Below are 23,735 nucleotides of genomic sequence, written 5' to 3'. Positions count from 1 at the left end.
TTAATTCTTAATTCTTAAAGAAATGCTTAACAAAATTATACATTACTCCCTACACAACCGGTTGGTTGTAGTCTGCGCGGCCATCCTCCTGCTAATTGCGGGAACGTATACCGCCATGCATACGGAAGTAGACGTATTCCCCGACCTGAACGCACCTACGGTAGTCATCATGACCGAGGCCAACGGTATGGCTGCAGAAGAAGTTGAACAGCTCGTCACTTTTCCTGTTGAAACTGCCGTAAACGGAGCTACGGGTGTACGCCGTGTCCGCTCTTCTTCTACCAACGGATTTTCCGTTGTCTGGGTAGAATTTGATTGGGGAACCGATATTTATCTCGCTCGCCAGATTGTTAGCGAGAAGTTAGCAGTGGTCAGTGAATCACTGCCGGTCAACGTTGGTAAACCGACACTCGGCCCACAATCTTCCATCTTGGGCGAAATGCTCATCGTCGGTCTGACTGCCGACTCCACTTCGATGCTCGATCTTCGTACGATTGCGGACTGGACTATCCGTCCCCGTCTATTGTCTACCGGAGGAGTGGCACAGGTTGCCGTACTCGGAGGAGATATCAAAGAATATCAGATTCAGCTGGATCCCGAACGGATGCGTCATTACGGCATTTCGATGGGAGAAGTGATGGCTGTGACACAGGATATGAACCTGAACGCAAATGGAGGTGTGCTCTACGAATTTGGAAATGAATATATTGTACGCGGTGTACTTTCAACTTCTAAAACAGAGCAACTTGGCAAAGCGGTAGTAAAGACAGTGAACAACTTCCCTGTCACGCTGGAAGATATTGCGGACGTAACCATCGGACCAAAAGCCCCGAAACTGGGAACTGCTTCAGAGCGTGGAAAATCTGCCGTACTGATGACTATTACCAAACAGCCGGCTACCAGTACGCTGGAACTGACGGATAAATTGGAAGCATCTTTGAAAGACCTGCAAAAGAATCTGCCACCGGACGTAAAAGTTTCAACGGACATATTCCGTCAAAGCCGCTTTATCGAAAGTTCCATCGGCAATGTGAAGAAATCACTCTTTGAAGGAGGTATTTTTGTAGTAATCGTACTCTTCCTGTTCCTGGCAAATGTGCGCACTACATTGATTTCATTGGTAACGCTGCCTCTTTCCCTGCTTGTTTCGATTCTGACACTACACTACATGGGACTGACAATCAACACCATGAGCCTCGGAGGTATGGCGATAGCCATCGGATCATTGGTAGACGACGCCATCGTCGATGTGGAAAACGTGTATAAACGACTGCGGGAGAACCGTCAGAAAGCAAAAGCGGAAAGGTTAAGTACACTCGAGGTGGTATTCAATGCTTCGAAAGAGGTGCGGATGCCTATACTTAATTCTACGCTGATTATCGTTGTCAGCTTTGTACCGTTGTTCTTCCTTAGCGGAATGGAAGGCAGAATGTTGGTTCCGCTGGGCGTTGCCTTTATCGTAGCATTGTTCGCGTCGACAGTAGTTGCTCTGACGCTGACTCCGGTGCTCTGTTCTTATCTATTAGGAAGCAATAAGACAAACAAGAAACTGAAAGAAGCTCCCCTTGCCCGTTGGATGAAAGGGATTTATGAAAAGGCACTGACTTGGGTGCTGGCACACAAACGAGTGACACTTGGAAGTACAATCGCACTCTTTGTGGTTGCACTCGGAGTGTTCTTTACACTCGGACGCAGTTTCCTTCCTTCCTTTAATGAAGGATCGTTCACCATCAATATCAGTTCTCTACCGGGTATTTCACTGGAAGAAAGCAATAAAATGGGACATCGGGCAGAAGAGTTATTGATGACGATTCCCGAAATACAAACCGTAGCCCGGAAAACGGGACGTGCCGAACTGGACGAGCACGCGTTAGGGGTAAACGTTTCTGAAATAGAAGCTCCGTTTGAACTGAAAGATCGTTCGCGCAGTGAACTGGTAGCTGATGTACGTGAAAAGTTGGGTACTATCACCGGGGCAAATATAGAAATCGGACAACCAATCAGCCACCGTATCGACGCTATGTTATCGGGTACGAAAGCGAATATCGCTATCAAGCTGTTCGGAGACGATCTGAATAAAATGTTCTCACTCGGTAATCAAATTAAAGGAGCTATCAGTGATATTCCCGGTGTTGCCGACCTGAACGTGGAGCAACAGATTGAGCGTCCGCAGCTGAAAATACAGCCTAAACGGGAAATGCTGGCTAAGTTCGGTATTACTCTGCCGGAGTTCTCGGAATATGTGAACGTAGCCTTGGCTGGAAAAGTAATCTCGCAGGTTTATGAGCAAGGCAAGAGTTTCGATCTGATCGTGAAAGTGAAGGATGATGCCCGGGATGAAATAGAAAAAATCCGCAACTTGATGGTAGATACGAATGACGGCCGCAAAGTTCCTTTGAGCTATGTAGCAGAAGTGGTATCAGCCATGGGACCGAATACGATCAACCGCGAGAATGTAAAACGTAAAATTGTGATTTCTGCCAATGTGGCCGACCGCGATTTGCGTAGTGTTGTCAATGATATTCAGAAGCGCATCGACACATCGGTGCAACTACCCGAAGGCTATCACATCGAGTATGGCGGACAGTTTGAAAGTGAGCAGGCTGCCAGCCGGACACTGGCGTTGACTTCATTTATCAGCATTGTAGTAATCTTCTTGTTATTGTATAATGAGTTCCGCAGCGTGAAAGAGTCGGGCGTCATCTTGCTGAATCTTCCGCTGGCACTGATCGGTGGTGTATTTGCTTTGGTGATTACAACAGGAGAAGTCTGTATTCCGGCTATCATCGGTTTCATTTCCTTGTTCGGTATTGCAACGCGTAACGGTATGTTGCTCATCAGCCACTACAATCATTTGCAAAAGGAAGAAGGTTTGAATGTATACGATAGTGTGATCCGAGGTTCTCTCGACCGGCTGAATCCGATTTTGATGACGGCATTGTCTTCTGCACTGGCACTGATTCCATTGGCACTCGGCGGCGACTTGCCGGGTAACGAAATTCAAAGTCCGATGGCAAAAGTGATTTTAGGAGGGTTATTAACGTCTACTTTTTTGAACGGTTTTATCGTTCCGATTGTTTATCTGATGATGCATCGGAAAAAGGCCCAGGAAAGCCTGTAGCGGGTGATGTTTTTCCTCGGTGAGGAAACCATCGTTCCCCGGTGAGGAACCAAGTGTTTCTCGGTGAGAAACGGGTCGCTCCTCGGTGCCAAACAAATAGATGTCTTATCATAAAGTATCTATCAACAATAGCTTGTAATAAATAAAGAAATTAGAAATGAAACAAATCATGACCATAAGCGCTGCACTTCTTTTCTTAACCATAGGCGAAGTGCAAGCCCAAAACGGAATTGAACAGGTATTGAAGAATATCGAAACGAACAATAAGGAGTTGCAGGCAAACGAGCAACTGATTACTTCGCAGAAGCTGGAAGCTAAAACGGATAATAACCTGCCTGATCCTACTCTTTCTTACGCACATCTATGGGGAGCGAAAGATAAAAGCGAAACAATCGGCGAACTGGTTGTTTCACAGAGCTTTGATTTCCCTAGTTTATATGCTACACGCAACAAGTTGAATCGTCTGAAAGCCGGAGCTTTTGACAGTCAGTCGGATGTTTTCCGTCAAGAGAAGCTGTTACAGGCGAAAGAACTTTGCCTGGATATTATCATGCTTCGTCAGCAAAAGCATATTCTGGAAGAACGCCTCCGCAATGCGGAAGAACTTGCAAAGATGTATGCCAAGCGTCTTCAAACGGGAGATGCAAATGCTCTCGAAACCAACAAAATCAATCTAGAACTGTTGAATGTCAGAACAGAAGCGTCTCTGAACGAAACAGCACTCCGCAACAAACAGCAGGAACTGAATACGCTGAATGGTAATATTCCGGTAGTTTTCGAGGAAAACCAATATCCGGCTATACCTTTCCCTACTGATTATCAAATATTGAAGTCGGAAGTCATGGCAACTGACCGTACTCTTATGGCACTCGGCAACGAAAGTCTTGTTGCCCGTAAACAGATTGCTGTCAATAAATCACAATGGCTACCCAAACTGGAACTCGGCTACCGCCGGAACACAGAAACAGGCGTACCTTTCAACGGTGTAGTGGTAGGTTTCTCTTTCCCACTTTTCGAAAACCGGAATAAGGTAAAAATCGCTAAAGCACAGGCTCTTAACATTGACTTGCAAAAGGATAATGCTACCCTGCAAGTGGAGTCCGAATTGGCACAGCTTTACCGGGAAGCGAAAACACTGCATGCTTCGATGGAAGAATACAGCAAGACTTTCCAGTCGCAACAAGATCTGTCACTGCTGAAACAGGCTCTGACAGGTGGACAGATTAGTATGATTGAATATTTCATTGAAGTTTCTGTCATCTACCAAAGCCATCAGAATTATCTGCAACTGGAAAATCAGTACCAGAAAGCAATGGCACGGATTTACAAGAGTAAGCTGTAAATAGTACATAAAATCCTTTAGACATGGATTACGCAGAACATACTAATTTCTATTTTAAGTGATGTAAGTATGTTTATATAACAATTTCAGGCACGGATTACACAGATTTCACGTTTTTCAGCAATATGATTACCATAAAGCAACAGCGTAATCCGTGTAATCCGTGCCTGAATATATCTCCCCTCTCATTTTCTTCAAGTTCCAACTAAATATTTCAAAATAATATGTTACATTTGCAACGAACATAAAATACAGATTATGAGACCTAAACAATTCTATCTATTCATGTTATGTTGCATCCTTACACTATTCAGTGGATGTAAAGAGGATGAAGAAAATCCACTTCGTTTTTACAACAGTGAATATGAAGTGCCCATGGGTGGCAGACGTTACCTTGGACTGGAAAGCGGAAATGGTAATTACTCACTTGAAGTTAAAGACACACGCATCGCAAGCGCAGGAACCGAAACCGGCTGGACCGGAGTACCTGCCGGACGTATGATTTATGTTACCGGTATTCTCACCGGGCAAACTTATCTGACAGTAACGGACAACGCCACACAAGAAACCTGCACCCTGCCAATCAAGGTTGTCGACAATTACGAGGATATAAAGTTGCTCCGCAGCTACTTGTCTAACTTACCAAACGGAGACGCAAATCTTCTACCCGGCATTTCCGACATTTTTCTAATTAACAATCACGCACGGGATGCTTATTTTTTCAAACAGGGAGAACAAACAGCTTTTTCATCCGGACTAACCTTAATAACTCGAGGAAGTTACAAACTGGAAAAAGAAGAAGGAAATAATGAGAAAGCTATACTGACTCTCACTTTTTCGGAAGATGCAGCAACACCTATTCCCAATCATAAATTCATCTTGTGGGGAAACGCATACGTATTTCACCGCTTGGATAAAAGCTTAAATCTGAATTGGAATACTCCACCCATTGGAGAAACGCGGACATCACCTGCACCACCTCCTTCCTACACGCTGGAAGAAATCGCTGGAGGCGAACCAGGCGCAGGCAAACAAATTAGTTTTACCCTTTCCGAACAGGAAATACCTGCCGGAATACTGCCTTAATCAGCAGGGTCTTCTTTAATCAACTGTACTTTCCGATAATATGCGTATATTTTCCGGCAAGTATCCGCTACGAATACGCCACTCTTGCGGATAAAGATTATTGGCACGATTACCGATGTTCTTCACAAATCCGAGAGGAATATGCCGGTACGTAAGCAAAACATATCCACGAGGGGCTGTTACCGGCAAGGTAATGGCCTCTTTTCGTAAATAAGTGATAGCCTGTTTATAACTTATTTCTTCCGTAGCGAAAGCTTCCCGGCATAAAAGTGAACTACACATTGCCAATGCATGGTCAGGTATCAAATCCTTTCCTTTCACTTCTCCTATCTCCACTCCTGCCGATACGATTTTCAAGCATTGTTTCATTGCCATTAATTCATCAGCATAATGCTTTGAAAAAGCCCGGATACTTGTTCCTTCTGCCGACAATATATACTTGTCCGAATTTTCATCATTCAGCCAGCTTTTTGCAATATTCAGCTGTTCTTTCGAAACAGGAGAAGATACTGCTCCTCCTTTCTTATCTTTCTTTTTAGAAGTCTTCTCCTTAGCGAAAGAAGATACCGGAATCCCGTCTCCTGTCTCGGGCTTCCGAAAAGCTGCCAGGAAAAAGCCTTCGCCTTTCGTCTTATGAGGGAAAAAATGATAGACAGGAATAGAAGATTTAGAACCATCACAATTATCCGGTAAAAGATCTCCTGTTATATTCCAGTTTTCCTGTACCTGCACAGTTAACGGCTCGGCTCCATACTCTTGTTGAATCCAACGTGCATTCTCTTCGTCCTCTTTTGTATTAAATGTACACGTACTATATATAAGAATTCCCCCAGGCTTCAACGTGTCCCAAATATCTCCAATAATCCGCCGCTGCCGCTGCCAACAGATTTCTACATTCTCGGGACTCCACTCTTCTACAGCGACAGGGTCTTTACGGAACATACCTTCACCGGAGCAAGGGACATCTGTAAGAATCACGTCAAAGAAAGACGGCAAAGCCGCAAAATCTGCCGGATCATTATTGGTTACTACTACATCCGGATGTCCCCACTTCATTAAATTCTCCGCAAGAATCTGCGAACGATTTCGGATGACTTCATTAGCCACCAGTAAACTCCCTTCAGGAAGCACACTACGGGCATGAGTAGACTTTCCACCGGGAGCCGCACAAAGATCCAGCATCTTTACCGGTCCGGTGACATACTGCCGGAGCACCTGTTCCACAAACATAGAAGAAGCCTCCTGAACATAATAACAACCTGCATGAAACAATGGATCAAACGTGAAAGTGAGACGCTCATCCAAGTAAAATCCTTCGGAAGACCAAGGGACTTGATTAAATTCAAAATTGAAAGCAGAAAGTTGAAAATCAGTAATACAGCCTGCTTGCGGTACAATTCTGCATTTTCCATTTTCAATTTTTAATTTCCCATCATTCAACCGGATGCTGACAGGTGGTTCTTGTTGGATGGCAACAGCTAATTTGTCGTATTCTTCATCGCCCAGCAGGGAACGGGTATAGTCTATAAAAGAAGCGGGTAATTCCATTTTTCGTTATTAATTTCCGCAAATATCAAAAATATTTCGTCTCTTTGCAACTTTCTATGATATTAACTACGTCTAACAGACAAAGAAATAAATAAAAAAACTATTGATATGAAAAATTTTCTATTAGCATTGATGGTTGTACTGACCACTTGCACACTGGCTATTGCCCAAAACCAAACTACTGTTGTCCGCGATTCCGTCGGAAAAGTAAAGGTAACTGTGACCAAAGACAATAAAGCAAAAACAAACAATACTGCTGTCACAGTCATCGGTGTAGATACAGCGGACACTGATTCCACAGAAGTAGATGCAAACTCAAGTAATGTCAGTACTGGTCATGGTAAGGCCAGTTTTACATTCGAATCGGATGACGACGATTTCCCATTCCACGGCTTTGGTATCAACGGAGGAATTCTCGTAGCAATCATATCAATCATTGCCGTTTTCGGATTTCCGGTATTCATTCTGTTTGTAATCTTCTTCTTCCGTTATAAAAATCGGAAAGCACGCTATCGTCTTGCCGAACAGGCACTCGCTGCAGGTCAGCCATTGCCAGCAGAATTTATTCGTGAAAATAAAACGGTTGACCCACGTTCACAAGGCATCAAAAACACCTTTACAGGTATCGGTCTTTTCATCTTCCTTTGGGCAATCACCGGTGAATTCGGAATTGGAGCGATCGGTTTACTCGTTACATTTATGGGTATCGGACAATGGATCATCGGTAGTAAACAACAGGCTCAAGGTACAGATGCTCCCCGGACGTATACTACCCATAAAGATGAAAAAAAGAATCAGGATAACGTCAAAAACGATAGCTTCGAAATCATCCCTTCCGCACCCGGAGAGAAAGATAATGGAATAAACGAAGCAAAGAACGACGAGAATAAATGAGCCAACTCAATGATATATCGTTAGTCGCGCAGGTCGTGGTGTTCAAGAACACCAGGGCCTTCGACCAGTTGGTGGAGAAGTACCAGTCGCCCATCCGGCGATTCTTCCTGAACCTGACTTGCGGCGACAGCGAATTGAGTGACGACCTTGCACAAGATACATTTATCAAAGCATATACAAACATTGCCTCTTTCCGAAACTTGTCAAGTTTCTCTACGTGGCTGTACCGTATTGCTTATAATGTTTTTTATGATTATATTCGCAGCCGGAAAGAGACAGCCGACTTGGATACAAAAGAAATAGACGCCATCAACAGTACCGAACAAGAGAATGTAGGACAGAAAATGGATGTTTATCAGTCACTCAAAATGCTTAAGGAAGTGGAAAGAACCTGCATTATGTTGTTCTATATGGAGGACATTAGTATTGACAAAATAGCAGGTATTGTAGGAGTACCGTCAGGAACGGTGAAAAGCCACCTGTCACGTGGAAAAGAAAAATTAGCAACGTATTTAAAACAAAACGGTTATGACAGAAATAGACAATGATAAGCTCTTGCGCGATTTCTTCGCAGAAAACAAGCAGGAAATAGCAGACAACGGATTCAGTCGCCGTGTCATGCACCATTTACCCGGTCGTAGCAACCACCTGGCTCGTATCTGGAGTGCCTTCGTAATGACTGTGGCTGCCGTACTTTTTGTATGGTTAGGCGGATTGGAAGCAGCTTGGGGAACAATAAGAGAAGTATTTATCAGTATGATTAATCATGGTACTACCGGCCTTGATCCAAAGTCAATTATTATCGCGGCTGTCGTATTATTATTTATGGCTACACGAAAGGTTGCTTCTATGGCATAAACAAAATAAATACAGATTAAAAGTCCAAAGCATAAGTTTCCCGGATTTTTATCTTTATGAGTCAAAGAACTCTTTATCCCTCTCTTTTAGTGTTAAACAATAATAAATCTACCCTTTACTCCAAGTAAGCCCAAACATAGATGTTGTATATTTGTTGCTCTGTAAACTAAAATAGAGAGAAGAGTTTTGAAACTACGTATATTTATTTTATTTCTATTCCTGCCTTTATTACATGTTCAGGCAGATGTCATCGACAGTCTGATGACGCAGCCCAGAGACTCAATCGGACTAACAAGCGATTCCCTAGTACTGCATTTCTTGGAAGAGTCGGGAATCCCTATATCTGATAATAATAAAGTCAAACTGCTAAAAAGCGGACGGGAGAAGTTTATCGATTTATTTGAAGCCATCCGGGAAGCTAAACACCATGTTCATCTGGAATATTTCAACTTCCGAAATGACTCCATTGCCAATGCTTTGTTCACTTTATTAGCCGAAAAAGTGAAAGAAGGTGTTGAAGTACGAGCTATGTTTGACGCTTTCGGAAACTGGTCGAACAACAAGCCCCTTAAAAAGAAACACCTCAAGAAAATACGTGAACAAGGAATCGAAATCGTCAAGTTTGACCCGTTCACCTTCCCTTATATCAATCATGCCGCCCACCGCGACCATCGCAAAATTGCTGTTATCGACGGAAAAGTGGCATATACAGGCGGAATGAATATCGCCGATTATTATATCAACGGACTACCCAAAATCGGAACCTGGCGTGATATGCACATGCGTATCGAAGGGGATGCAGTCAACGATTTGCAGGAGATTTTCCTGACGATCTGGAACAAAGAGACTAAACAGAACGTAGGAGGAGAAGCTTATTTCCCCCAACATGAGGGACAGACAGACAGCACGAATATCGTTGTAGCAATTGTAGACCGTACCCCGAAAAAGAATAGCCGTATGTTGAGTCATGCCTATGCCATGAGCATTTATTCGGCACAAAAGAATGTTCATATCGTCAATCCTTATTTTGTACCGACTTCTTCCATCAAAAAGGCGTTGAACCGGACAATTGACCGGGGAGTAGATGTAACCATCATGGTTTCCTCTGCTTCCGATATCCCTTTTACTCCGGATGCCGCACTTTATAAGTTACATAAACTGATGAAAAGGGGAGCTACTGTCTACATGTACAACGGGGGATTCCATCACTCGAAAATTATGATGGTGGACGACTTGTTCTGCACAGTCGGTACTGCCAACCTGAACAGCCGCAGCCTACGATATGACTACGAAACAAATGCCTTTATTTTTGATAAAAGAATAACGGGGGAATTAAATAATATGTTCCGAAACGATATCGAGCATTGCACCCAGCTGACACCGGAGTTTTGGAAAAAGCGTTCTCCCTGGAAGAAGTTCGTCGGCTGGTTTGCTAATTTATTCACTCCATTTTTGTAATTTTGTACGGAGAATCATTTTCACTGCAAATTATTCATTATGAAACAATACCTGGATTTACTCAATCGCGTGCTAACCGAAGGCACGGAAAAAAGTGATCGTACCGGAACCGGAACGATCAGTATCTTCGGTCATCAGATGCGTTTTAACCTTGATGACGGTTTCCCGTGCCTGACAACCAAAAAACTGCATCTGAAATCAATCATATACGAATTGCTTTGGTTTCTGCAAGGAGATACAAACGTGAAATACCTGCAGGAACATGGAGTACGTATTTGGAACGAATGGGCGGACGAGAACGGTGATTTGGGTCATGTCTACGGTTATCAATGGCGTTCATGGCCTGATTACAACGGCGGCTTCATCGACCAGATCAGCGAAGTAGTGGAGACGCTCAAACACAATCCGGATTCACGCCGTATCATCGTTAGTGCGTGGAACGTAGCAGATTTGAACAATATGAATTTACCTCCCTGCCATGCATTCTTTCAGTTTTACGTAGCAGACGGGCGGTTGAGCCTGCAACTATATCAACGCAGTGCCGATATATTTCTCGGTGTTCCCTTCAACATTGCTTCATACGCATTATTACTGCAAATGATGGCACAAGTGACAGGTTTGAAAGCCGGCGATTTCGTTCATACTTTCGGTGATGCTCATATCTACCTGAACCATCTGGAACAAGTGAAGCTCCAATTATCACGGGAGCCTCGTCCATTGCCGCAAATGAAAATCAATCCGGACGTAAAAAACATCTTCGATTTTAAATTTGAGGACTTCGAATTAGTAAACTATGATCCGCATCCGCATATTGCAGGAGCAGTAGCCGTGTAAAAAATATGAGTAAAGTATCCATCATTGCTGCCGTAGACCGCCGCATGGCTATAGGCTTCGAGAATAAGCTTCTTTTCTGGTTACCGAATGATTTGAAACGTTTCAAAGCATTAACTACCGGAAACACCATACTTATGGGACGCAAAACTTTCGAGTCATTACCGAAAGGCGCATTGCCCAATCGAAGAAATATCGTTTTATCTTCCAATCCGGACACGGTATGTTCCGGTGCGGAAGTGTTTCCTTCACTCGAAACGGCTTTGAGAAGTTGCCGGGAGGATGAACATATTTATATTATAGGAGGGGCGAGCATTTATCAGCAGGCTCTGTCTTTTGCTGACGAACTTTGCCTGACAGAGATAGACAGTACAGCTCCCGAAGCTGATGCCTATTTTCCGGAAGTATCTTCAAAGGTATGGCAGGAAAAAAGCAGAGAAGCCCATCCTGCGGATGAGAAACATCTCTGCTCTTATGCTTTCGTTGATTACGTAAGAAAGTAAGAAAATTGTTTCTTACTGTGATCCAACCACGAATACTGACTAATGATTAATCTTCATCTTCTATGTCGACCATAATCGGCATCTGCCGCTTAATGGCTTCATGGAAGGAGATTAATGTTTCGGTACGCGCCAAGCCCAATGGTTGTAACTTATCGTGAATAATACTCAATAAGTGGTGGTTATTCTTCGCGTAAATTTTGATAAACATATCGTATTTTCCGGTAGTGAAATGACATTCCACCACTTCGGGGATAGCCTCTAAAGCTTTTGTTACCGAGTCAAAGGATTCGGGGTCTTTTAGATATATACCAATATAAGCGCAAGTCTCATATCCGATTTTCTCGGGGTCGATAACATACTCCGAACCTTTTAATATTCCTAGATTAGTAAGCTTCTGAATACGCTGATGGATCGCAGCACCGGAAACATTACATGCTCTTGCCACTTCCAAAAAAGGAATACGCGCATTCCCTGCAATCAGTCTCAGAATTTGCTCATCTAAAGCATCTAATTGATGATGTCCCATTTTTGAATCAAATTGTTTTTATCAATGAATCTTTTATGCAAAGTTAGCGATTTTTCGACAACAAATACTATAATCTATTACTTTTATTTGCAGAAAGCGGATAAGTCAACAATAGTTCGTACCTTTGCGAAAAACATAAATATACCATTTATATGAAACATATTTGCTGTATCATTCTGTGTTTCTACACTTCTATAGGAAGTTATGCCCAGAATTTTGCTGATTATTTTCAGAACAAAACAATGCGAGTGGATTATATCTTTACCGGGGATGCTACACAACAGTCTATTTATCTGGATGAGCTTTCACAGCTTCCCACCTGGGCAGGCCGTCAACACCATCTCTCCGAACTTCCCTTGGAAGGCAACGGACAAATTATTGTGAAAGACCTTGCCAGCAAACAGTGTATCTACAAAACTTCTTTCTCTTCTTTATTTCAAGAATGGCTGTCAACAGACGAAGCCAAAGAAACAGCTAAAGGGTTTGAGAATACCTTTCTTCTTCCCTATCCTAAACAGCCTGTGGAAATAGAAGTGACTTTATATTCTCCGCGAAAGAAAACAATGGCTACTTACAAACATATCGTGCGTCCGGATGACATATTGATTCATAAACGGGGAGTATCACATGTTACTCCACACCGGTATATGCTGCAAAGTGGCAATGAAAAAGACTGCATAGATGTTGCTATCCTGGCAGAGGGATATACAGAAAAAGAAATGGATATATTCTATCAGGATGCACAACGTACCTGCGAAAGTTTGTTTTCGTACGAGCCGTTCCGTTCCATGAAGGGTAAATTTAATATTGTTGCCGTAGCCAGTCCTTCAACGGATAGCGGTGTCAGTGTTCCTCGCGAAAATCTGTGGAAAGAAACGGCGGTTCATTCTCATTTCGATACCTTTTATTCAGATCGCTATCTGACTACCAGCCGGGTAAAGTCTATCCACAATGCATTGGCAGGCATCCCCTACGAACATATCATTATCCTCGCTAACACAGATGTATATGGCGGAGGAGGAATATACAATTCTTATACGCTGACCACAGCTCATCACCCCATGTTCAAACCGGTGGTAGTGCACGAATTCGGACACAGCTTCGGCGGATTGGCCGACGAGTATTTTTATGAGGATGATGTGATGACGGATACTTATCCACTGGATGTCGAACCGTGGGAACAGAATATTTCAACACAGGTAAACTTTGCTTCCAAATGGAAAGATATGCTTCCGTCAGACACTCCGATCCCTACTCCTATTGCTGAAAGAAAGAAATATCCGGTAGGAGTATATGAAGGAGGCGGCTATTCCGCTAAAGGTATTTATCGTCCTGCCTACGACTGTCGCATGAAAACAAACGGATACCCGGAGTTTTGCCCGGTTTGTCAACGTGCCATCCGCCGAATGATTGAGTTTTATGTTCCTTAATTGAATAACAATCATCGATGGTAACCAATGGTAAATACTCATCCAAAAACAAAATCAATATACAATCATATTATTGTCAAACTTAAAACCCAAACCTCATGATTAGACTTCAACCAATCAGTACGTCGGACCTGCAACATTACAAATTCATGGAAGAGCTCCTGATTGATGCATTTCCACCGGAAGAGTACCGTCAGCTGGAACAACTGCGCGAGTACACTGACCGTACGGGCAACTTTCATAATAACATCATCTTCGATGATGACTTGCCAGTCGGCTTCATTACCTATTGGGATTTTGACAGTTTCTACTATGTAGAACACTTTGCAACCAATCCTGCCCTGCGAAATGGAGGTTATGGAAAACGTACACTGGAATACTTGTGCAATTATTTAAAACGCCCGATCGTATTGGAAGTAGAACGTCCGGTGGAGGAAATGGCCAAACGACGTATCAGCTTTTATCAACGCCAGGGCTTTACACTATGGGAAAAAGACTACTGTCAACCTCCTTACAAACCCGGAGATGATTTTCTTCCCATGTATTTAATGGTACACGGAGAGCTGGATTGTGAAAAGGATTTTGAAACAATCAAAAAGAGAATACATAAAGAAGTATATGGAGTAAAAGACAATTAAAAAAGAATCCCGATAGAAAGAGTTGTACAAATGTGTAATATTAATATATAAAAAAGGAAGGGTGTCCAAACCGATTTGGACACCCTTCCTTTTTATATATCAAATTAACTAATTACTTTTCACCACGTTTAGTAGCTGAATAGTTAATCTTCAAAGCATAAGATTTTCTAAGAGCATTTTTTACGTCAGTAATAATACCCATCTTTGTCTTTTGGTCTACTTTCAGAGATACAGTCATTTTAGCTGCATCACCTTCATTCATACTTGCACGTTCCTGGAAAATGAAGTCCTGTACTTCACCCACTTCAGCATAGCTGTCGTTGAGCTGAATACGACTTTCAGTACCCATTTTTGCGCGATATTCCTGTGTAGGTTCTCCTACATAGATGAATGTTACCAGCGATTTCTTCTCCAGTTTTTCGAGTTCAGTACCTTGCGGAAGTGTAAACTGTACCTTTAACGTTACCTCACGCATTGTTGTTACAATCATAAAGAAGAACAACAAGGTAAAGATAAGGTCAGGCAACGAAGAAGTATTCAATGCCGGCATTTCACGTTTACCAGTCTTATTAAATTTTCCCATTACTTACTTCTTTTTTTCTCCGTATTTTTTAGGTTCTGCTTCAGAAATTCGTTGCGGATAAATTTCACGAATCGCTTTTTGCTGATCGTCATTCAATTCCGCATATGTAGTTCCAAATTTCTGTTCAGCCAACTCGTCTCTCAATTCATTGTATGCAGCCACCAATTCGTTCTGCACGCTGATATAAGCCTGATAAGAAGATCCACGGTCATTCTGCAAAGAAATTACGTGCTTGTCATTAACCAGATATGTGCCAAAGAATTCTACATTCTTTTGTGTTTTTTCAGGCATATGTTCTGCGTTAGCAACGTTAGCAATAAATTCTTTAGCTTTCTCTCTCAACTGATCAACACCGATATAATCATTACCGCACATCAAAGCATCATCTTTATTCAAGTATACCTGCAATACGTTACGTTCTTTGATTTTATCAGTATTATCCTGATCTTGATCTTCGGGCGGTGGAGGCAAAAGTCTTGCCAAACCACGGTCCGTATCCATTGATGTTGTAATCAAGAAGAAGATCAGCAACAAGAAAGCGATATCCGCCGTAGAACTTGAGTTAATATCAGGAACTTTTCTTTTTCCTCTTGCCATTGTTATTACTTATTTAATTGAGAATTACTCAATTGATTAGGATAATTTCTTCTTTATGCCACTCACGATGATTGCAACAACTGTTACAAACAACAGGATGTAAATAGAATAAAGGAACATATCAGTTATTTTCAGCCAAAAAGGAACGTTGTCTGTACCGCTATAGCCCTGAATCTGCATTGGTGTTCCGTCACCCATAGACCAAGCAACAACTAAAACAACAACTAAAAGAACCAAACCAAGTAAAGATTTGATAGCATTTGCCGGATTATCTTTCAAGGCTGCTCCAAATTGGAATATTGCACCAAGTATAGTAGCTGCAATGGCAATGCCAAACAAAGCATACATCAAATAAAGTAAGGCGTCTGTTTGAGCCGGCTGCCACATCTCGGGATCTACTCCCGCAATCACTGCATCGCCTGTTGCATCTCCTCCCAAGAAGAAAAGGCACAATACGATCAGGATGATGGCAAACATCGCATAAAGTGCATAATACGATGCTCTATATGTTAACTTACTCATCTTCGATTATTTTTTGTATTTCAAGTTATATTTGATTACCATGTCTAACAAAGAGATAGAAGAATCTTCCATTTCGCTAGTCAGAGCTTCAATCTTAGCAAGTACATAGTTGTAGAATACCTGAAGGATCAATGCTACGATCAAACCGAAGATAGTTGTAATCAAGGCAACTTTCATACCACCTGCAACAACCGTCGGAGAGATATCACCTACCTGCTGGATTTTATCAAATGCCTGCACCATACCGATTACAGTACCCAAGAATCCGAGTGACGGAGCCATTGCGATAAACAGTGTGATCCAAGAACATCCTTTTTCAAGGTAACCAGCCTGTACACCACCGTAAGATACAACTGACTTCTCAACTACATCAATACCCTGATCAATTCTCATCAGACCTTGATAGTAAATAGAAGCAACCGGACCTCTGGTGTTACGAGCAATGTCTTTAGCAGCTTCAACATCACCTTTTTCCAAAGCAGCTTCGATAGATGCCATGAATTTTTTTGTGTTGATTTCAGCCAAGCTCAAATAAATGATACGTTCGATACAGAAAGCCAAACCGATCACCAAAGCGATAGCTACCAAACTCATGAAAGATGCAGTACCTTCGATGAATTTAACTTTGATTTCCTTGTGAATACCACCTTCTTCTGCAGCAGGAGCAGCAGCAGTAGTAGCTTCAGCGGCAGGAGCAGCTTGTTGTTCAGTTTGTTCTGCTGCAGGAGCATCTTGAGCCTGAGCAAGTTGAATTGAGCCAAAAGTGAAGGCCCCAATCACAGCAACAATTGCAAATAACTTTTTCATTGTGTGTCTAATTTTTAAGATTAATTAATTGATTATTATTATTGTATTTACTTCTCTTCTCTTTTTCATGTCTGCGGAGAGACGGGGATTCGAACCCCGGATACACTTTTGGCGTATACACGCTTTCCAGGCGTGCCTCTTCAACCACTCGAGCATCTCTCCCTGCATGTTTTCTGCATTTTCAGCTACAAATGTATTCTTTTTTTTCTTTTCTTGAAGCATTCTCCCTCTTTTATCTTGAATAAATACTGCAAATTAATATAATTTAAAACCTTTCGAACCTTATTTGCGGATTCCAAACACTTTTAGCGCATTAACAGAAGTGACCTCTGCTACGTGCTCTGGAGTTATCTGATAAATCTCCGCCACCTTCATAAGTGTGTCTTTTACATTGGCGCTCTCATTTCTCTTCCCCCGGTTCGGTACAGGAGCTAAATAAGGGGAGTCGGTTTCGAGCACAATGCGTTCTAAAGGAACTGTCGTCAGTGTTTCCGGTAAAGTCGATTTCTTAAAAGTAACGACTCCGTTAATGCCTAACATAAATCCTTCGAATTCCAACAATTTCGCCGCTTCTTCCGATGTCCCGGTGAAACTATGAAAAATGCCGGTCAATGGCGTCTTTTTATAGGGCTCCATTACCTTATATATATATTCAAATGCTTCTCTTGAATGAATTACAATCGGAAGGTCATACTCTAGTGCCCACTCTATTTGCTTTTCAAAAGCCAAAATTTGTTCTTTCAGAAAAGTCTTGTCCCAATAAAGGTCGAGGCCTATTTCTCCGATAGCCACAAATTCATTAGAAGTCGACAAGTACTTGTGTACAACTGCTAATTCCTGTTCATAGGATTCATTGACGGAAGTCGGGTGCAGCCCGATCATCGGATAGCAAAAACCCGGATAATCCCTACACACTGACAACATAGCATCAATGGTGGTACTGTCTATATTGGGCATGAAAATATAGGAAACTCCCGCTTTCCGTGCACGTTCCATCACCTGCGGCAGGTCTTCGGTAAATTCTTCAACAAAAAGGTGAGAATGAGTATCTATCAGCATGATATTTCTTTTTCTTCTTTTACTTTCTCGCTGGAGCGATAATAATATATCAGTCCGTAGTCGCGACATTTTTCTAACCTGGTATCATTGGGAGTGATATCCTGATATTTAGCTTCTACCTGGTTCCAGATATCCAGAATCAATTCATCTGCACGCCCACGCATGGATGCCAGTTCATCAAGACTGCGGTTGGTTAATGCCTGATAGTTTTTCTGTCGTTCGTAGCTTTCCAGAAAAATATCATAATGCACTTTTACACGTGCAATAGTCGGATTATAAATAGGTATGCCGCCTTGAGTTGTTCTTTGTTGTTCGCCTTCAATTATTTTCTTCCCCCACTCTACCAGTGCGGCTTCACTCAACAGGTCCGGCACTGTGTTTGAAGCAGGCAGGCCATATAATTCTTTATGCGCCACTTTGATTTCATCCCGAAGTACTGCCAAATTGAGTACCTGGATAAAATGAGAGATATACAACCGGGCGGTCTTCACGTTCATCTGATGCTTACGGCTGGCACGCGACTGGTTGTTGTAACACTGTGTATAATAAATTTGCGCAGCCTCGAACCGATGTAAGAAATTACGTGCCTCAAATAATGTCTTTAATGTAATAGCCAAGTCACGTACGTTATACATCTCCCCCTTTTCGACTGCCGCTTTCAACGCCCGAACTCTTGCTTGATCTGTATTTGGTAATCGTCTGTAAGGCATATCTCTGACACTTAGCTACATTTCACGATACATTAATAATTTCACAAGATTCTTCAATTCTTTTTTCCTGTCTTCTGCAACGGCGACTGCAGCCAGACTTTCCATAGCAAGGGTGTAATATTCGCGCATTTTGTTTTCGCAGACATTACGGATATTCAACTGATTATAGATTTCAGTTACCGCTTCTATTTTTTCTGCTGGTTGAAAAGTTTCTGCATTCAACCAACGATTCAATTCTTCCCGTTGCTTTTCATCCGCACGGTTCAGTGCTTTGATAAGCATATATGTTTTTTTATTGCAAAGAATGTCTCCGCCTATCTTCTTCCCGAACACTTCCGGGTCTCCATATACATCCAACAAATCATCCTGCAATTGGAACGCAACTCCGATATGCATCCCAAAATGATAAAGATTCTCTGCATCTTCAGCAGTCGCTCCTGCCAAAATTGCACCGATTTTAAGACTAGCAGCAAGCAACACTGCCGTTTTCAAACGAATCATTTCAATGTATTCGTCTTCTGTCACATCACAGCGGGACTCAAATTCCATATCCAGCTGCTGCCCTTCACAGATCTCAAGTGTAGTCAGACTGAATAAATCCATCACTTCTTTCAGATGTTCCTGCGGACATCCCGTCATATAGCGAAATGCCAGAATCAACATAGCATCTCCCGAAAGAACAGCAGTGTTATCGTTCCATACTTTGTGTACAGTAGGTTTGCCTCTGCGCACATCCGAGCGATCCATCAAATCATCATGCAACAAGGTGTGGTTGTGGTAAACTTCAATTGCAGTGGCAGGATCGTATATAGACGCCACATCCTCCCGATACAAGTTATATCCCATCAACATTAATACAGGACGTATCCGCTTCCCACCCAGAGAAAGGATATATTCAATCGGTTCATAAAGTCCTTTCGGCGTCCGGGTAAACTGAATTTCAGAAATATGATGATTTATCTTATCAAGTAATTGAGAAGCTGTAAACATGATGAATAAAAAAATTAATGAATAAAAAGAGGCTGCCGAAAGCAGCCTCCTAATTTATATTATTACAAATTACTGCAATCTAAACATCACAGGAACCGTAAATTTAACACGTACCGGTTTTCCGCGCTGCATACCTGGTTTCCACTTCGGCATGGTATTAATCACACGGAGGGCTTCTTTATCCAGATACGGGTCAACGCTACGTACAACCTTCGCATCTACGATACTACCGTCTCTGTTAACAACGAACTGTACGATAACACGTCCTTGAGTTCCGTTTTCCTGTGCGATAGTCGGATATTTAATATTCTTTGCCAGATACTGCATCAAAGCTGCTTGTCCGCCCGGGAAGTCCGGCATGTTTTCTACAACCTCGAAAATAGTCTGTTCTTCCGGTTCTTCTTCAACAACTTGTACAGGCACATATTTTACTTCTACACGAGCTTGGTTATCTTCATTGATAATAGTTGTTGTTTCCTCAATATCAGCTTTATCATCCACAATCTCCAGCAATTCTGCTACTTTTGGAGCTTCAGGTGGTGGTGGAGCTGCTTGTTCAGGGGTTTCGGTAATAGGAATAATTTCCTCTTCAAACACGACATCAGCTACTGCCTGGCTTGTATCAATCTTCACGTCACGCTGGGTCCATTCGAACGCCACGAACATGAAAGCTAGAACTACCACGTAACCAACGAGCAACCATGTAGACTTCTTGCCTTCCAGGTCTGCTTTGGGTGATTTTTTAACTTCCATAAATTTATTAATATAATGATTAAAAAAAGTGTCCTTTCATGTGTCTCCGGGCAAATATAGTACATTTTCATGTATTCGTTCCCCTCTTTGCCTCTTTTTATCCAGCTTTTTAACTTTTTTAATTCTTTCGTACTTGTCTTGCTCCTTTTAACGGCAAACTTATGGTTGATTTTCAAATTTACCGTATCTTTGGCGGACAAATCAGATGAACTGAATATGAAAAAGATAACAATTGCAATCGATGGTTTTTCCTCTTGCGGAAAAAGCACAATGGCTAAAGATCTGGCCCGTGAAGTGGGCTACATTTACATTGACAGCGGAGCCATGTATCGTGCGGTCACTTTATATAGTATAGAAAACGGAATTTTCGACGGAGACGTTATCGATACGGAGAGGCTGAAAAAAGAAATTAAGGACATTCATATATCGTTCCGGCTGAATAAGGAAACCGGACGTCCCGACACTTATCTCAACGGTGTGAATGTAGAGAATAAAATCCGTTCGATGGAGGTTTCTTCCAAAGTGAGTCCTATCAGTACGCTCGACTTCGTACGTGAAGCAATGGTAGCTCAACAACAAGCAATGGGAAATGAGAAGGGGATTGTCATGGATGGCCGGGACATAGGTACCACTGTTTTCCCGGATGCGGAACTGAAAATATTTGTAACCGCCACTCCCGAAATCCGTGCTCAACGCCGTTATGACGAACTGAAAGCAAAGGGACAGGAAGCCAGCTTCGACGAGATTCTGGAAAATGTGAAACAACGGGATTATATCGATCAAAACCGTGAAGTAAGCCCGCTGCGCAAAGCAGAAGATGCGCTGCTCCTGGATAATACCGACTTATCGATTGAAGAGCAGAAAAAATGGCTTTTCGAACAATTTAATAAGGTAAGTAAATAGTTTGTTTTATGATCAAGGTAGAGATAGACGAAGGTTCCGGCTTCTGCTTTGGTGTGGTGACAGCCATTCATAAGGCAGAAGAAGAGTTGGCAAAGGGAGAAACACTCTATTGCCTCGGAGACATTGTGCACAATAGCCGGGAAGTGGACAGGCTGAAAACGATGGGATTAATCACCATCAATCGGGAAGAATTCAAGCAATTGAAAAATGCAAAAGTATTGCTCCGGGCGCATGGAGAGCCACCGGAAACTTATATAATTGCCCGTGAAAATAATATCGAGATTATCGATGCGACCTGTCCGGTTGTATTACGTTTGCAGAAACGCATCCGGCAAGGCTATCTGGCAGACAGTGACGAAGAAAAGCAAATTGTCATCTACGGCAAGAGCGGACACGCTGAAGTGCTGGGACTGGTAGGACAGACAGACGGAAAAGCAATTGTGATTGAAAAGGCAGAGGAAGCCAAAAAGCTGGATTTAAATAAAAGTATCCGCCTTTTCTCACAGACAACCAAGTCACTGGACGAATTTCAGGAAATCGTAGAATACTTCAAACAACATATTTCACCGGAGGCGACTTTCGAATATTATGATACGATCTGCCGTCAGGTTGCCAACCGTATGCCTAAGCTCCGGGAGTTTGCGGCTACACACGATTTGATCTTCTTCGTCAGCGGCAAAAAGAGTTCGAACGGAAAGATGCTGTTTGAAGAATGTTTGAAGGTGAACGCTAATTCGCATTTGATAGATAACGAGAAAGAAATCGATCCTTCTCTTCTTCAAAACGTAAAATCGATTGGTGTATGTGGGGCGACTTCTACTCCGAAATGGTTGATGGAGAAGATTTACAATCACATTCGGACGCTTATCAAAGAATAATTGCTTTATTCATATAAAGAATAATAGCAAAGCAACATAAGAAAAAACGGCAAAGTAACACGAATGAATAAAAAGAAAGCAAGAAAGGGCTATTTGAACATTTTTAATGTTTTCTTCATACGAAAAAAAACTTCATAACCACTGCTTTCAACTTTTTATTGTACATTTGCCGCGTCAAACTAATTAATGAGAGATTGTTATATGGGAACAGTTAAGTGTATCGGAATTTTGACCTCCGGAGGTGATGCTCCGGGAATGAACGCTGCTATACGTGCAGTGACACGTGCAGCTATCTACAATGGATTGCAAGTCAAAGGTATATACAGAGGCTATAAAGGTCTGGTCACAGGTGAAATCAAAGAATTTAAGAGTCAGAATGTGAGTAATATCATCCAGTTGGGTGGTACTATCTTGAAAACAGCCCGTTGTAAAGAGTTCACGACTCCGGAAGGTCGCCAGTTGGCTTATGATAATATGAAAAAAGAAGGCATTGATGCCTTGGTTATCATTGGTGGAGACGGTTCACTGACAGGTGCACGCATCTTTGCACAGGAATTTGATGTTCCATGTATCGGACTGCCGGGAACTATTGATAATGACCTTTACGGTACAGATACTACCATCGGATATGACACTGCATTAAATACGATATTGGACGCTGTGGATAAGATTCGTGACACGGCCACTTCACACGAACGTTTGTTTTTTGTTGAAGTGATGGGACGTGATGCCGGTTTCCTTGCACTGAACGGAGCCATCGCTTCGGGAGCGGAAGCTGCTATTATTCCGGAATTCAGTACGGAAGTCGACCAACTGGAAGAGTTTATCAAGAACGGATTCCGTAAATCAAAAAACAGTAGTATTGTATTGGTAGCCGAAAGCGAACTGACCGGAGGAGCCATGCATTATGCCGAACGTGTGAAAAACGAATACCCGCAATACGATGTACGTGTGACGATCTTAGGTCACTTGCAACGTGGTGGTAGCCCGACTGCCCACGACCGTATCCTGGCAAGCCGCCTCGGTGCTGCTGCTATCGATGCTATTATGGAAGATCAACGTAACGTAATGATCGGAATCGAACATGATGAAATCGTTTACGTACCGTTCAGTAAGGCTATTAAGAATGACAAACCAATCAAGAGAGATCTTGTCACTGTATTGAAAGAGCTTTCAATCTAATCTTTTCATTTTTAGGAGTTCAGCTTATATCAGTATATAATATAAGATAAAGAGCGGTGGATGAACGGGAGATTTCCTTATCATTCACCGCTCTTCTTTCATTTATTCAATGCTTCTTTTCACCACAGAGGACACGGAGGACACAGAGGTGAATTTGTTTTATGACTTACGGTTGCGACCCTAATTTTGATGCGTAATCCTCCTACTATAAAGTTGAAAAAGGTTCTTCGTCAAATTTGGTGGTAATCTCTTTTTTATTTCGACGGTTTCCCTCTTCTTCTTTCTTAATCCTATAAAAAGTTGTAGATATGTTTGCTTTTTAGTAACTTTAAAGACACCACATCATTAAGAGTTACAATGCAACAAGCCATATCTACAACGTACAAATATACATCAAAAAAAGAAAATACTCCTACAAATAGGGGATTATTCCATGATTTCAGATTCAGTCTTGGCTACGATAATCTGCAACAAGATGGTATCTCTGAAGCTGTTGGCTCATTGACGGTCTTTTTA

At 42.2% G+C, this 23,735-nt stretch carries 24 protein-coding genes and 1 tRNA gene; 14 read left to right on the top strand and 11 right to left on the bottom strand.

From position 1 onward, the window contains the following. Positions 1-22: 22 nt before the first annotated feature. The 3 genes from BSAG_RS01100 to BSAG_RS01110 all read left to right on the top strand — a co-directional run bounded on the left by BSAG_RS01100 (position 23) and on the right by BSAG_RS01110 (position 5,549). The gene (locus tag BSAG_RS01100) at positions 23-3,121 is read left to right on the top strand and encodes an efflux RND transporter permease subunit (RefSeq protein ID WP_004314137.1); all 3,099 of its coding nucleotides are present in this window, start codon (positions 23-25) and stop codon (positions 3,119-3,121) included. Between the two features lie 157 nt (positions 3,122-3,278). Further along, positions 3,279-4,463 (top strand): TolC family protein, encoded by a 1,185-nt coding sequence (locus tag BSAG_RS01105; RefSeq protein WP_004314136.1) that lies wholly within the window; start codon positions 3,279-3,281, stop codon positions 4,461-4,463. 258 nt (positions 4,464-4,721) lie between these two features. After that, the gene (locus BSAG_RS01110; RefSeq protein ID WP_004314135.1) at positions 4,722-5,549 is read left to right on the top strand and encodes a hypothetical protein; all 828 of its coding nucleotides are present in this window, start codon (positions 4,722-4,724) and stop codon (positions 5,547-5,549) included. A 15-nt stretch (positions 5,550-5,564) separates the two neighbouring features. On the opposite strand, the gene BSAG_RS01115 is transcribed toward BSAG_RS01110, so the two are convergent. Continuing rightward, the gene (locus tag BSAG_RS01115) at positions 5,565-7,097 is read right to left on the bottom strand and encodes a methyltransferase RsmF C-terminal domain-like protein (RefSeq protein ID WP_004314134.1); all 1,533 of its coding nucleotides are present in this window, start codon (positions 7,095-7,097) and stop codon (positions 5,565-5,567) included. A gap of 108 nt (positions 7,098-7,205) precedes the next feature. On the opposite strand from BSAG_RS01115, the gene BSAG_RS01120 reads away from it, so the two are divergent. From BSAG_RS01120 to BSAG_RS01145, 6 genes are all read left to right on the top strand, one after another. Then, complete coding sequence (locus BSAG_RS01120) at positions 7,206-7,991, top strand: DUF6249 domain-containing protein (protein WP_004314133.1); 786 nt, start codon at positions 7,206-7,208, stop codon at positions 7,989-7,991. Continuing rightward, complete coding sequence (locus BSAG_RS01125) at positions 7,988-8,539, top strand: RNA polymerase sigma factor (protein ID WP_004314132.1); 552 nt, start codon at positions 7,988-7,990, stop codon at positions 8,537-8,539. The genes BSAG_RS01120 and BSAG_RS01125 overlap by 4 nt, the downstream gene beginning before the upstream one ends. Continuing rightward, a complete protein-coding gene (locus BSAG_RS01130) occupies positions 8,520-8,849 on the top strand; it encodes a DUF5056 domain-containing protein (protein ID WP_008024769.1) in 330 nt (109 codons plus the stop codon). The genes BSAG_RS01125 and BSAG_RS01130 overlap by 20 nt, the downstream gene beginning before the upstream one ends. Positions 8,850-9,035: 186 nt before the next feature. Continuing rightward, on the top strand, positions 9,036-10,307 hold the full coding sequence (cls, locus tag BSAG_RS01135; protein ID WP_004314130.1) for a cardiolipin synthase: 1,272 nt from the start codon (positions 9,036-9,038) through the stop codon (positions 10,305-10,307). A 39-nt stretch (positions 10,308-10,346) separates the two neighbouring features. Further along, positions 10,347-11,141: a thymidylate synthase gene (locus BSAG_RS01140; RefSeq protein ID WP_008019458.1), complete on the top strand. Its 795-nt coding sequence runs from the start codon at positions 10,347-10,349 to the stop codon at positions 11,139-11,141. Positions 11,142-11,146: 5 nt separating this feature from the next. Beyond that, positions 11,147-11,641, top strand: a complete 495-nt coding sequence (locus BSAG_RS01145) for a dihydrofolate reductase (RefSeq protein ID WP_004315768.1) — start codon at positions 11,147-11,149, stop codon at positions 11,639-11,641. A 46-nt stretch (positions 11,642-11,687) separates the two neighbouring features. Here BSAG_RS01145 and BSAG_RS01150 read toward each other — a convergent pair whose 3' ends face one another. Further along, on the bottom strand, positions 11,688-12,167 hold the full coding sequence (locus tag BSAG_RS01150; protein ID WP_004315769.1) for an Lrp/AsnC family transcriptional regulator: 480 nt from the start codon (positions 12,165-12,167) through the stop codon (positions 11,688-11,690). A 152-nt stretch (positions 12,168-12,319) separates the two neighbouring features. On the opposite strand from BSAG_RS01150, the gene BSAG_RS01155 reads away from it, so the two are divergent. Next, the gene (locus tag BSAG_RS01155) at positions 12,320-13,597 is read left to right on the top strand and encodes an IgA Peptidase M64 (protein WP_004315770.1); all 1,278 of its coding nucleotides are present in this window, start codon (positions 12,320-12,322) and stop codon (positions 13,595-13,597) included. Positions 13,598-13,695: 98 nt separating this feature from the next. Continuing rightward, entirely contained in the window at positions 13,696-14,235 is a 540-nt protein-coding gene (locus BSAG_RS01160) for a GNAT family N-acetyltransferase (RefSeq protein WP_008024780.1), read from the top strand. Between the two features lie 112 nt (positions 14,236-14,347). Here BSAG_RS01160 and BSAG_RS01165 read toward each other — a convergent pair whose 3' ends face one another. The 9 genes from BSAG_RS01165 to BSAG_RS01205 all read right to left on the bottom strand — a co-directional run bounded on the left by BSAG_RS01165 (position 14,348) and on the right by BSAG_RS01205 (position 20,256). Continuing rightward, a complete protein-coding gene (locus BSAG_RS01165; protein ID WP_004315772.1) occupies positions 14,348-14,818 on the bottom strand; it encodes an ExbD/TolR family protein in 471 nt (156 codons plus the stop codon). Between the two features lie 3 nt (positions 14,819-14,821). Continuing rightward, positions 14,822-15,415, bottom strand: a complete 594-nt coding sequence (locus BSAG_RS01170; RefSeq protein WP_004315773.1) for an ExbD/TolR family protein — start codon at positions 15,413-15,415, stop codon at positions 14,822-14,824. 36 nt (positions 15,416-15,451) lie between these two features. Beyond that, a complete protein-coding gene (locus BSAG_RS01175) occupies positions 15,452-15,937 on the bottom strand; it encodes a hypothetical protein (RefSeq protein WP_008019454.1) in 486 nt (161 codons plus the stop codon). A gap of 6 nt (positions 15,938-15,943) precedes the next feature. Then, on the bottom strand, positions 15,944-16,744 hold the full coding sequence (locus tag BSAG_RS01180; protein ID WP_004315775.1) for a MotA/TolQ/ExbB proton channel family protein: 801 nt from the start codon (positions 16,742-16,744) through the stop codon (positions 15,944-15,946). 74 nt (positions 16,745-16,818) lie between these two features. Continuing rightward, a tRNA-Ser gene (locus tag BSAG_RS01185) sits at positions 16,819-16,906 on the bottom strand. 120 nt (positions 16,907-17,026) lie between these two features. Continuing rightward, on the bottom strand, positions 17,027-17,803 hold the full coding sequence (locus BSAG_RS01190) for a TatD family hydrolase (RefSeq protein ID WP_004315776.1): 777 nt from the start codon (positions 17,801-17,803) through the stop codon (positions 17,027-17,029). Further along, positions 17,797-18,513 carry a hypothetical protein gene (locus BSAG_RS01195; RefSeq protein ID WP_008641167.1) on the bottom strand — a complete coding sequence of 239 codons (717 nt, stop codon included), beginning with the start codon at positions 18,511-18,513 and terminating at the stop codon, positions 17,797-17,799. Before BSAG_RS01195 ends, BSAG_RS01190 begins: the two co-directional genes overlap by 7 nt. Positions 18,514-18,528: 15 nt before the next feature. After that, entirely contained in the window at positions 18,529-19,503 is a 975-nt protein-coding gene (locus BSAG_RS01200) for a polyprenyl synthetase family protein (protein WP_004315778.1), read from the bottom strand. A 69-nt stretch (positions 19,504-19,572) separates the two neighbouring features. Further along, positions 19,573-20,256: an energy transducer TonB gene (locus tag BSAG_RS01205; protein WP_004306792.1), complete on the bottom strand. Its 684-nt coding sequence runs from the start codon at positions 20,254-20,256 to the stop codon at positions 19,573-19,575. 69 nt (positions 20,257-20,325) lie between these two features. Here BSAG_RS01205 and cmk point away from each other — a divergent pair, with 69 nt between their 5' ends. The 3 genes from cmk (at position 20,326) to pfkA (ending at position 23,219) form a co-directional block, all read left to right on the top strand. After that, positions 20,326-21,159 (top strand): (d)CMP kinase, encoded by an 834-nt coding sequence (gene cmk / locus BSAG_RS01210; protein WP_004315779.1) that lies wholly within the window; start codon positions 20,326-20,328, stop codon positions 21,157-21,159. Between the two features lie 8 nt (positions 21,160-21,167). Then, positions 21,168-22,037 carry a 4-hydroxy-3-methylbut-2-enyl diphosphate reductase gene (locus BSAG_RS01215; RefSeq protein WP_004315780.1) on the top strand — a complete coding sequence of 290 codons (870 nt, stop codon included), beginning with the start codon at positions 21,168-21,170 and terminating at the stop codon, positions 22,035-22,037. A 201-nt stretch (positions 22,038-22,238) separates the two neighbouring features. Further along, entirely contained in the window at positions 22,239-23,219 is a 981-nt protein-coding gene (gene pfkA, locus BSAG_RS01220) for a 6-phosphofructokinase (protein WP_004297914.1), read from the top strand. The last annotated feature ends 516 nt before the right edge of the window (positions 23,220-23,735 follow it).

The sequence above is a fragment of the Bacteroides sp. D1 genome, assembly GCF_000157095.2.
In the GTDB taxonomy this organism is placed as follows: Bacteria; Bacteroidota; Bacteroidia; order Bacteroidales; family Bacteroidaceae; genus Bacteroides; species Bacteroides xylanisolvens.
The sequence above is the reverse complement of the archived record's forward strand: the minus strand, read 5'-3'. Positions and strand labels throughout refer to the sequence as shown.

Bases quoted from the DNA above. Each gene is read 5' to 3' on its own strand.
- BSAG_RS01100 (WP_004314137.1), top strand. From the start codon at position 23: ATGCTTAACAAAATTATACATTACTCCCTACACAACCGGTTGGTTGTA.
- BSAG_RS01105 (WP_004314136.1), top strand. From the start codon at position 3,279: ATGAAACAAATCATGACCATAAGCGCTGCACTTCTTTTCTTAACCATA.
- BSAG_RS01110 (WP_004314135.1), top strand. From the start codon at position 4,722: ATGAGACCTAAACAATTCTATCTATTCATGTTATGTTGCATCCTTACA.
- BSAG_RS01115 (WP_004314134.1), bottom strand. From the start codon at position 7,097: ATGGAATTACCCGCTTCTTTTATAGACTATACCCGTTCCCTGCTGGGC.
- BSAG_RS01120 (WP_004314133.1), top strand. From the start codon at position 7,206: ATGAAAAATTTTCTATTAGCATTGATGGTTGTACTGACCACTTGCACA.
- BSAG_RS01125 (WP_004314132.1), top strand. From the start codon at position 7,988: ATGAGCCAACTCAATGATATATCGTTAGTCGCGCAGGTCGTGGTGTTC.
- BSAG_RS01130 (WP_008024769.1), top strand. From the start codon at position 8,520: ATGACAGAAATAGACAATGATAAGCTCTTGCGCGATTTCTTCGCAGAA.
- BSAG_RS01140 (WP_008019458.1), top strand. From the start codon at position 10,347: ATGAAACAATACCTGGATTTACTCAATCGCGTGCTAACCGAAGGCACG.
- BSAG_RS01145 (WP_004315768.1), top strand. From the start codon at position 11,147: ATGAGTAAAGTATCCATCATTGCTGCCGTAGACCGCCGCATGGCTATA.
- BSAG_RS01150 (WP_004315769.1), bottom strand. From the start codon at position 12,167: ATGGGACATCATCAATTAGATGCTTTAGATGAGCAAATTCTGAGACTG.
- BSAG_RS01155 (WP_004315770.1), top strand. From the start codon at position 12,320: ATGAAACATATTTGCTGTATCATTCTGTGTTTCTACACTTCTATAGGA.
- BSAG_RS01160 (WP_008024780.1), top strand. From the start codon at position 13,696: ATGATTAGACTTCAACCAATCAGTACGTCGGACCTGCAACATTACAAA.
- BSAG_RS01165 (WP_004315772.1), bottom strand. From the start codon at position 14,818: ATGGGAAAATTTAATAAGACTGGTAAACGTGAAATGCCGGCATTGAAT.
- BSAG_RS01170 (WP_004315773.1), bottom strand. From the start codon at position 15,415: ATGGCAAGAGGAAAAAGAAAAGTTCCTGATATTAACTCAAGTTCTACG.
- BSAG_RS01175 (WP_008019454.1), bottom strand. From the start codon at position 15,937: ATGAGTAAGTTAACATATAGAGCATCGTATTATGCACTTTATGCGATG.
- BSAG_RS01180 (WP_004315775.1), bottom strand. From the start codon at position 16,744: ATGAAAAAGTTATTTGCAATTGTTGCTGTGATTGGGGCCTTCACTTTT.
- BSAG_RS01190 (WP_004315776.1), bottom strand. From the start codon at position 17,803: ATGCTGATAGATACTCATTCTCACCTTTTTGTTGAAGAATTTACCGAA.
- BSAG_RS01195 (WP_008641167.1), bottom strand. From the start codon at position 18,513: ATGCCTTACAGACGATTACCAAATACAGATCAAGCAAGAGTTCGGGCG.
- BSAG_RS01200 (WP_004315778.1), bottom strand. From the start codon at position 19,503: ATGTTTACAGCTTCTCAATTACTTGATAAGATAAATCATCATATTTCT.
- BSAG_RS01205 (WP_004306792.1), bottom strand. From the start codon at position 20,256: ATGGAAGTTAAAAAATCACCCAAAGCAGACCTGGAAGGCAAGAAGTCT.
- cmk (WP_004315779.1), top strand. From the start codon at position 20,326: ATGTATTCGTTCCCCTCTTTGCCTCTTTTTATCCAGCTTTTTAACTTT.
- BSAG_RS01215 (WP_004315780.1), top strand. From the start codon at position 21,168: ATGATCAAGGTAGAGATAGACGAAGGTTCCGGCTTCTGCTTTGGTGTG.
- pfkA (WP_004297914.1), top strand. From the start codon at position 22,239: ATGGGAACAGTTAAGTGTATCGGAATTTTGACCTCCGGAGGTGATGCT.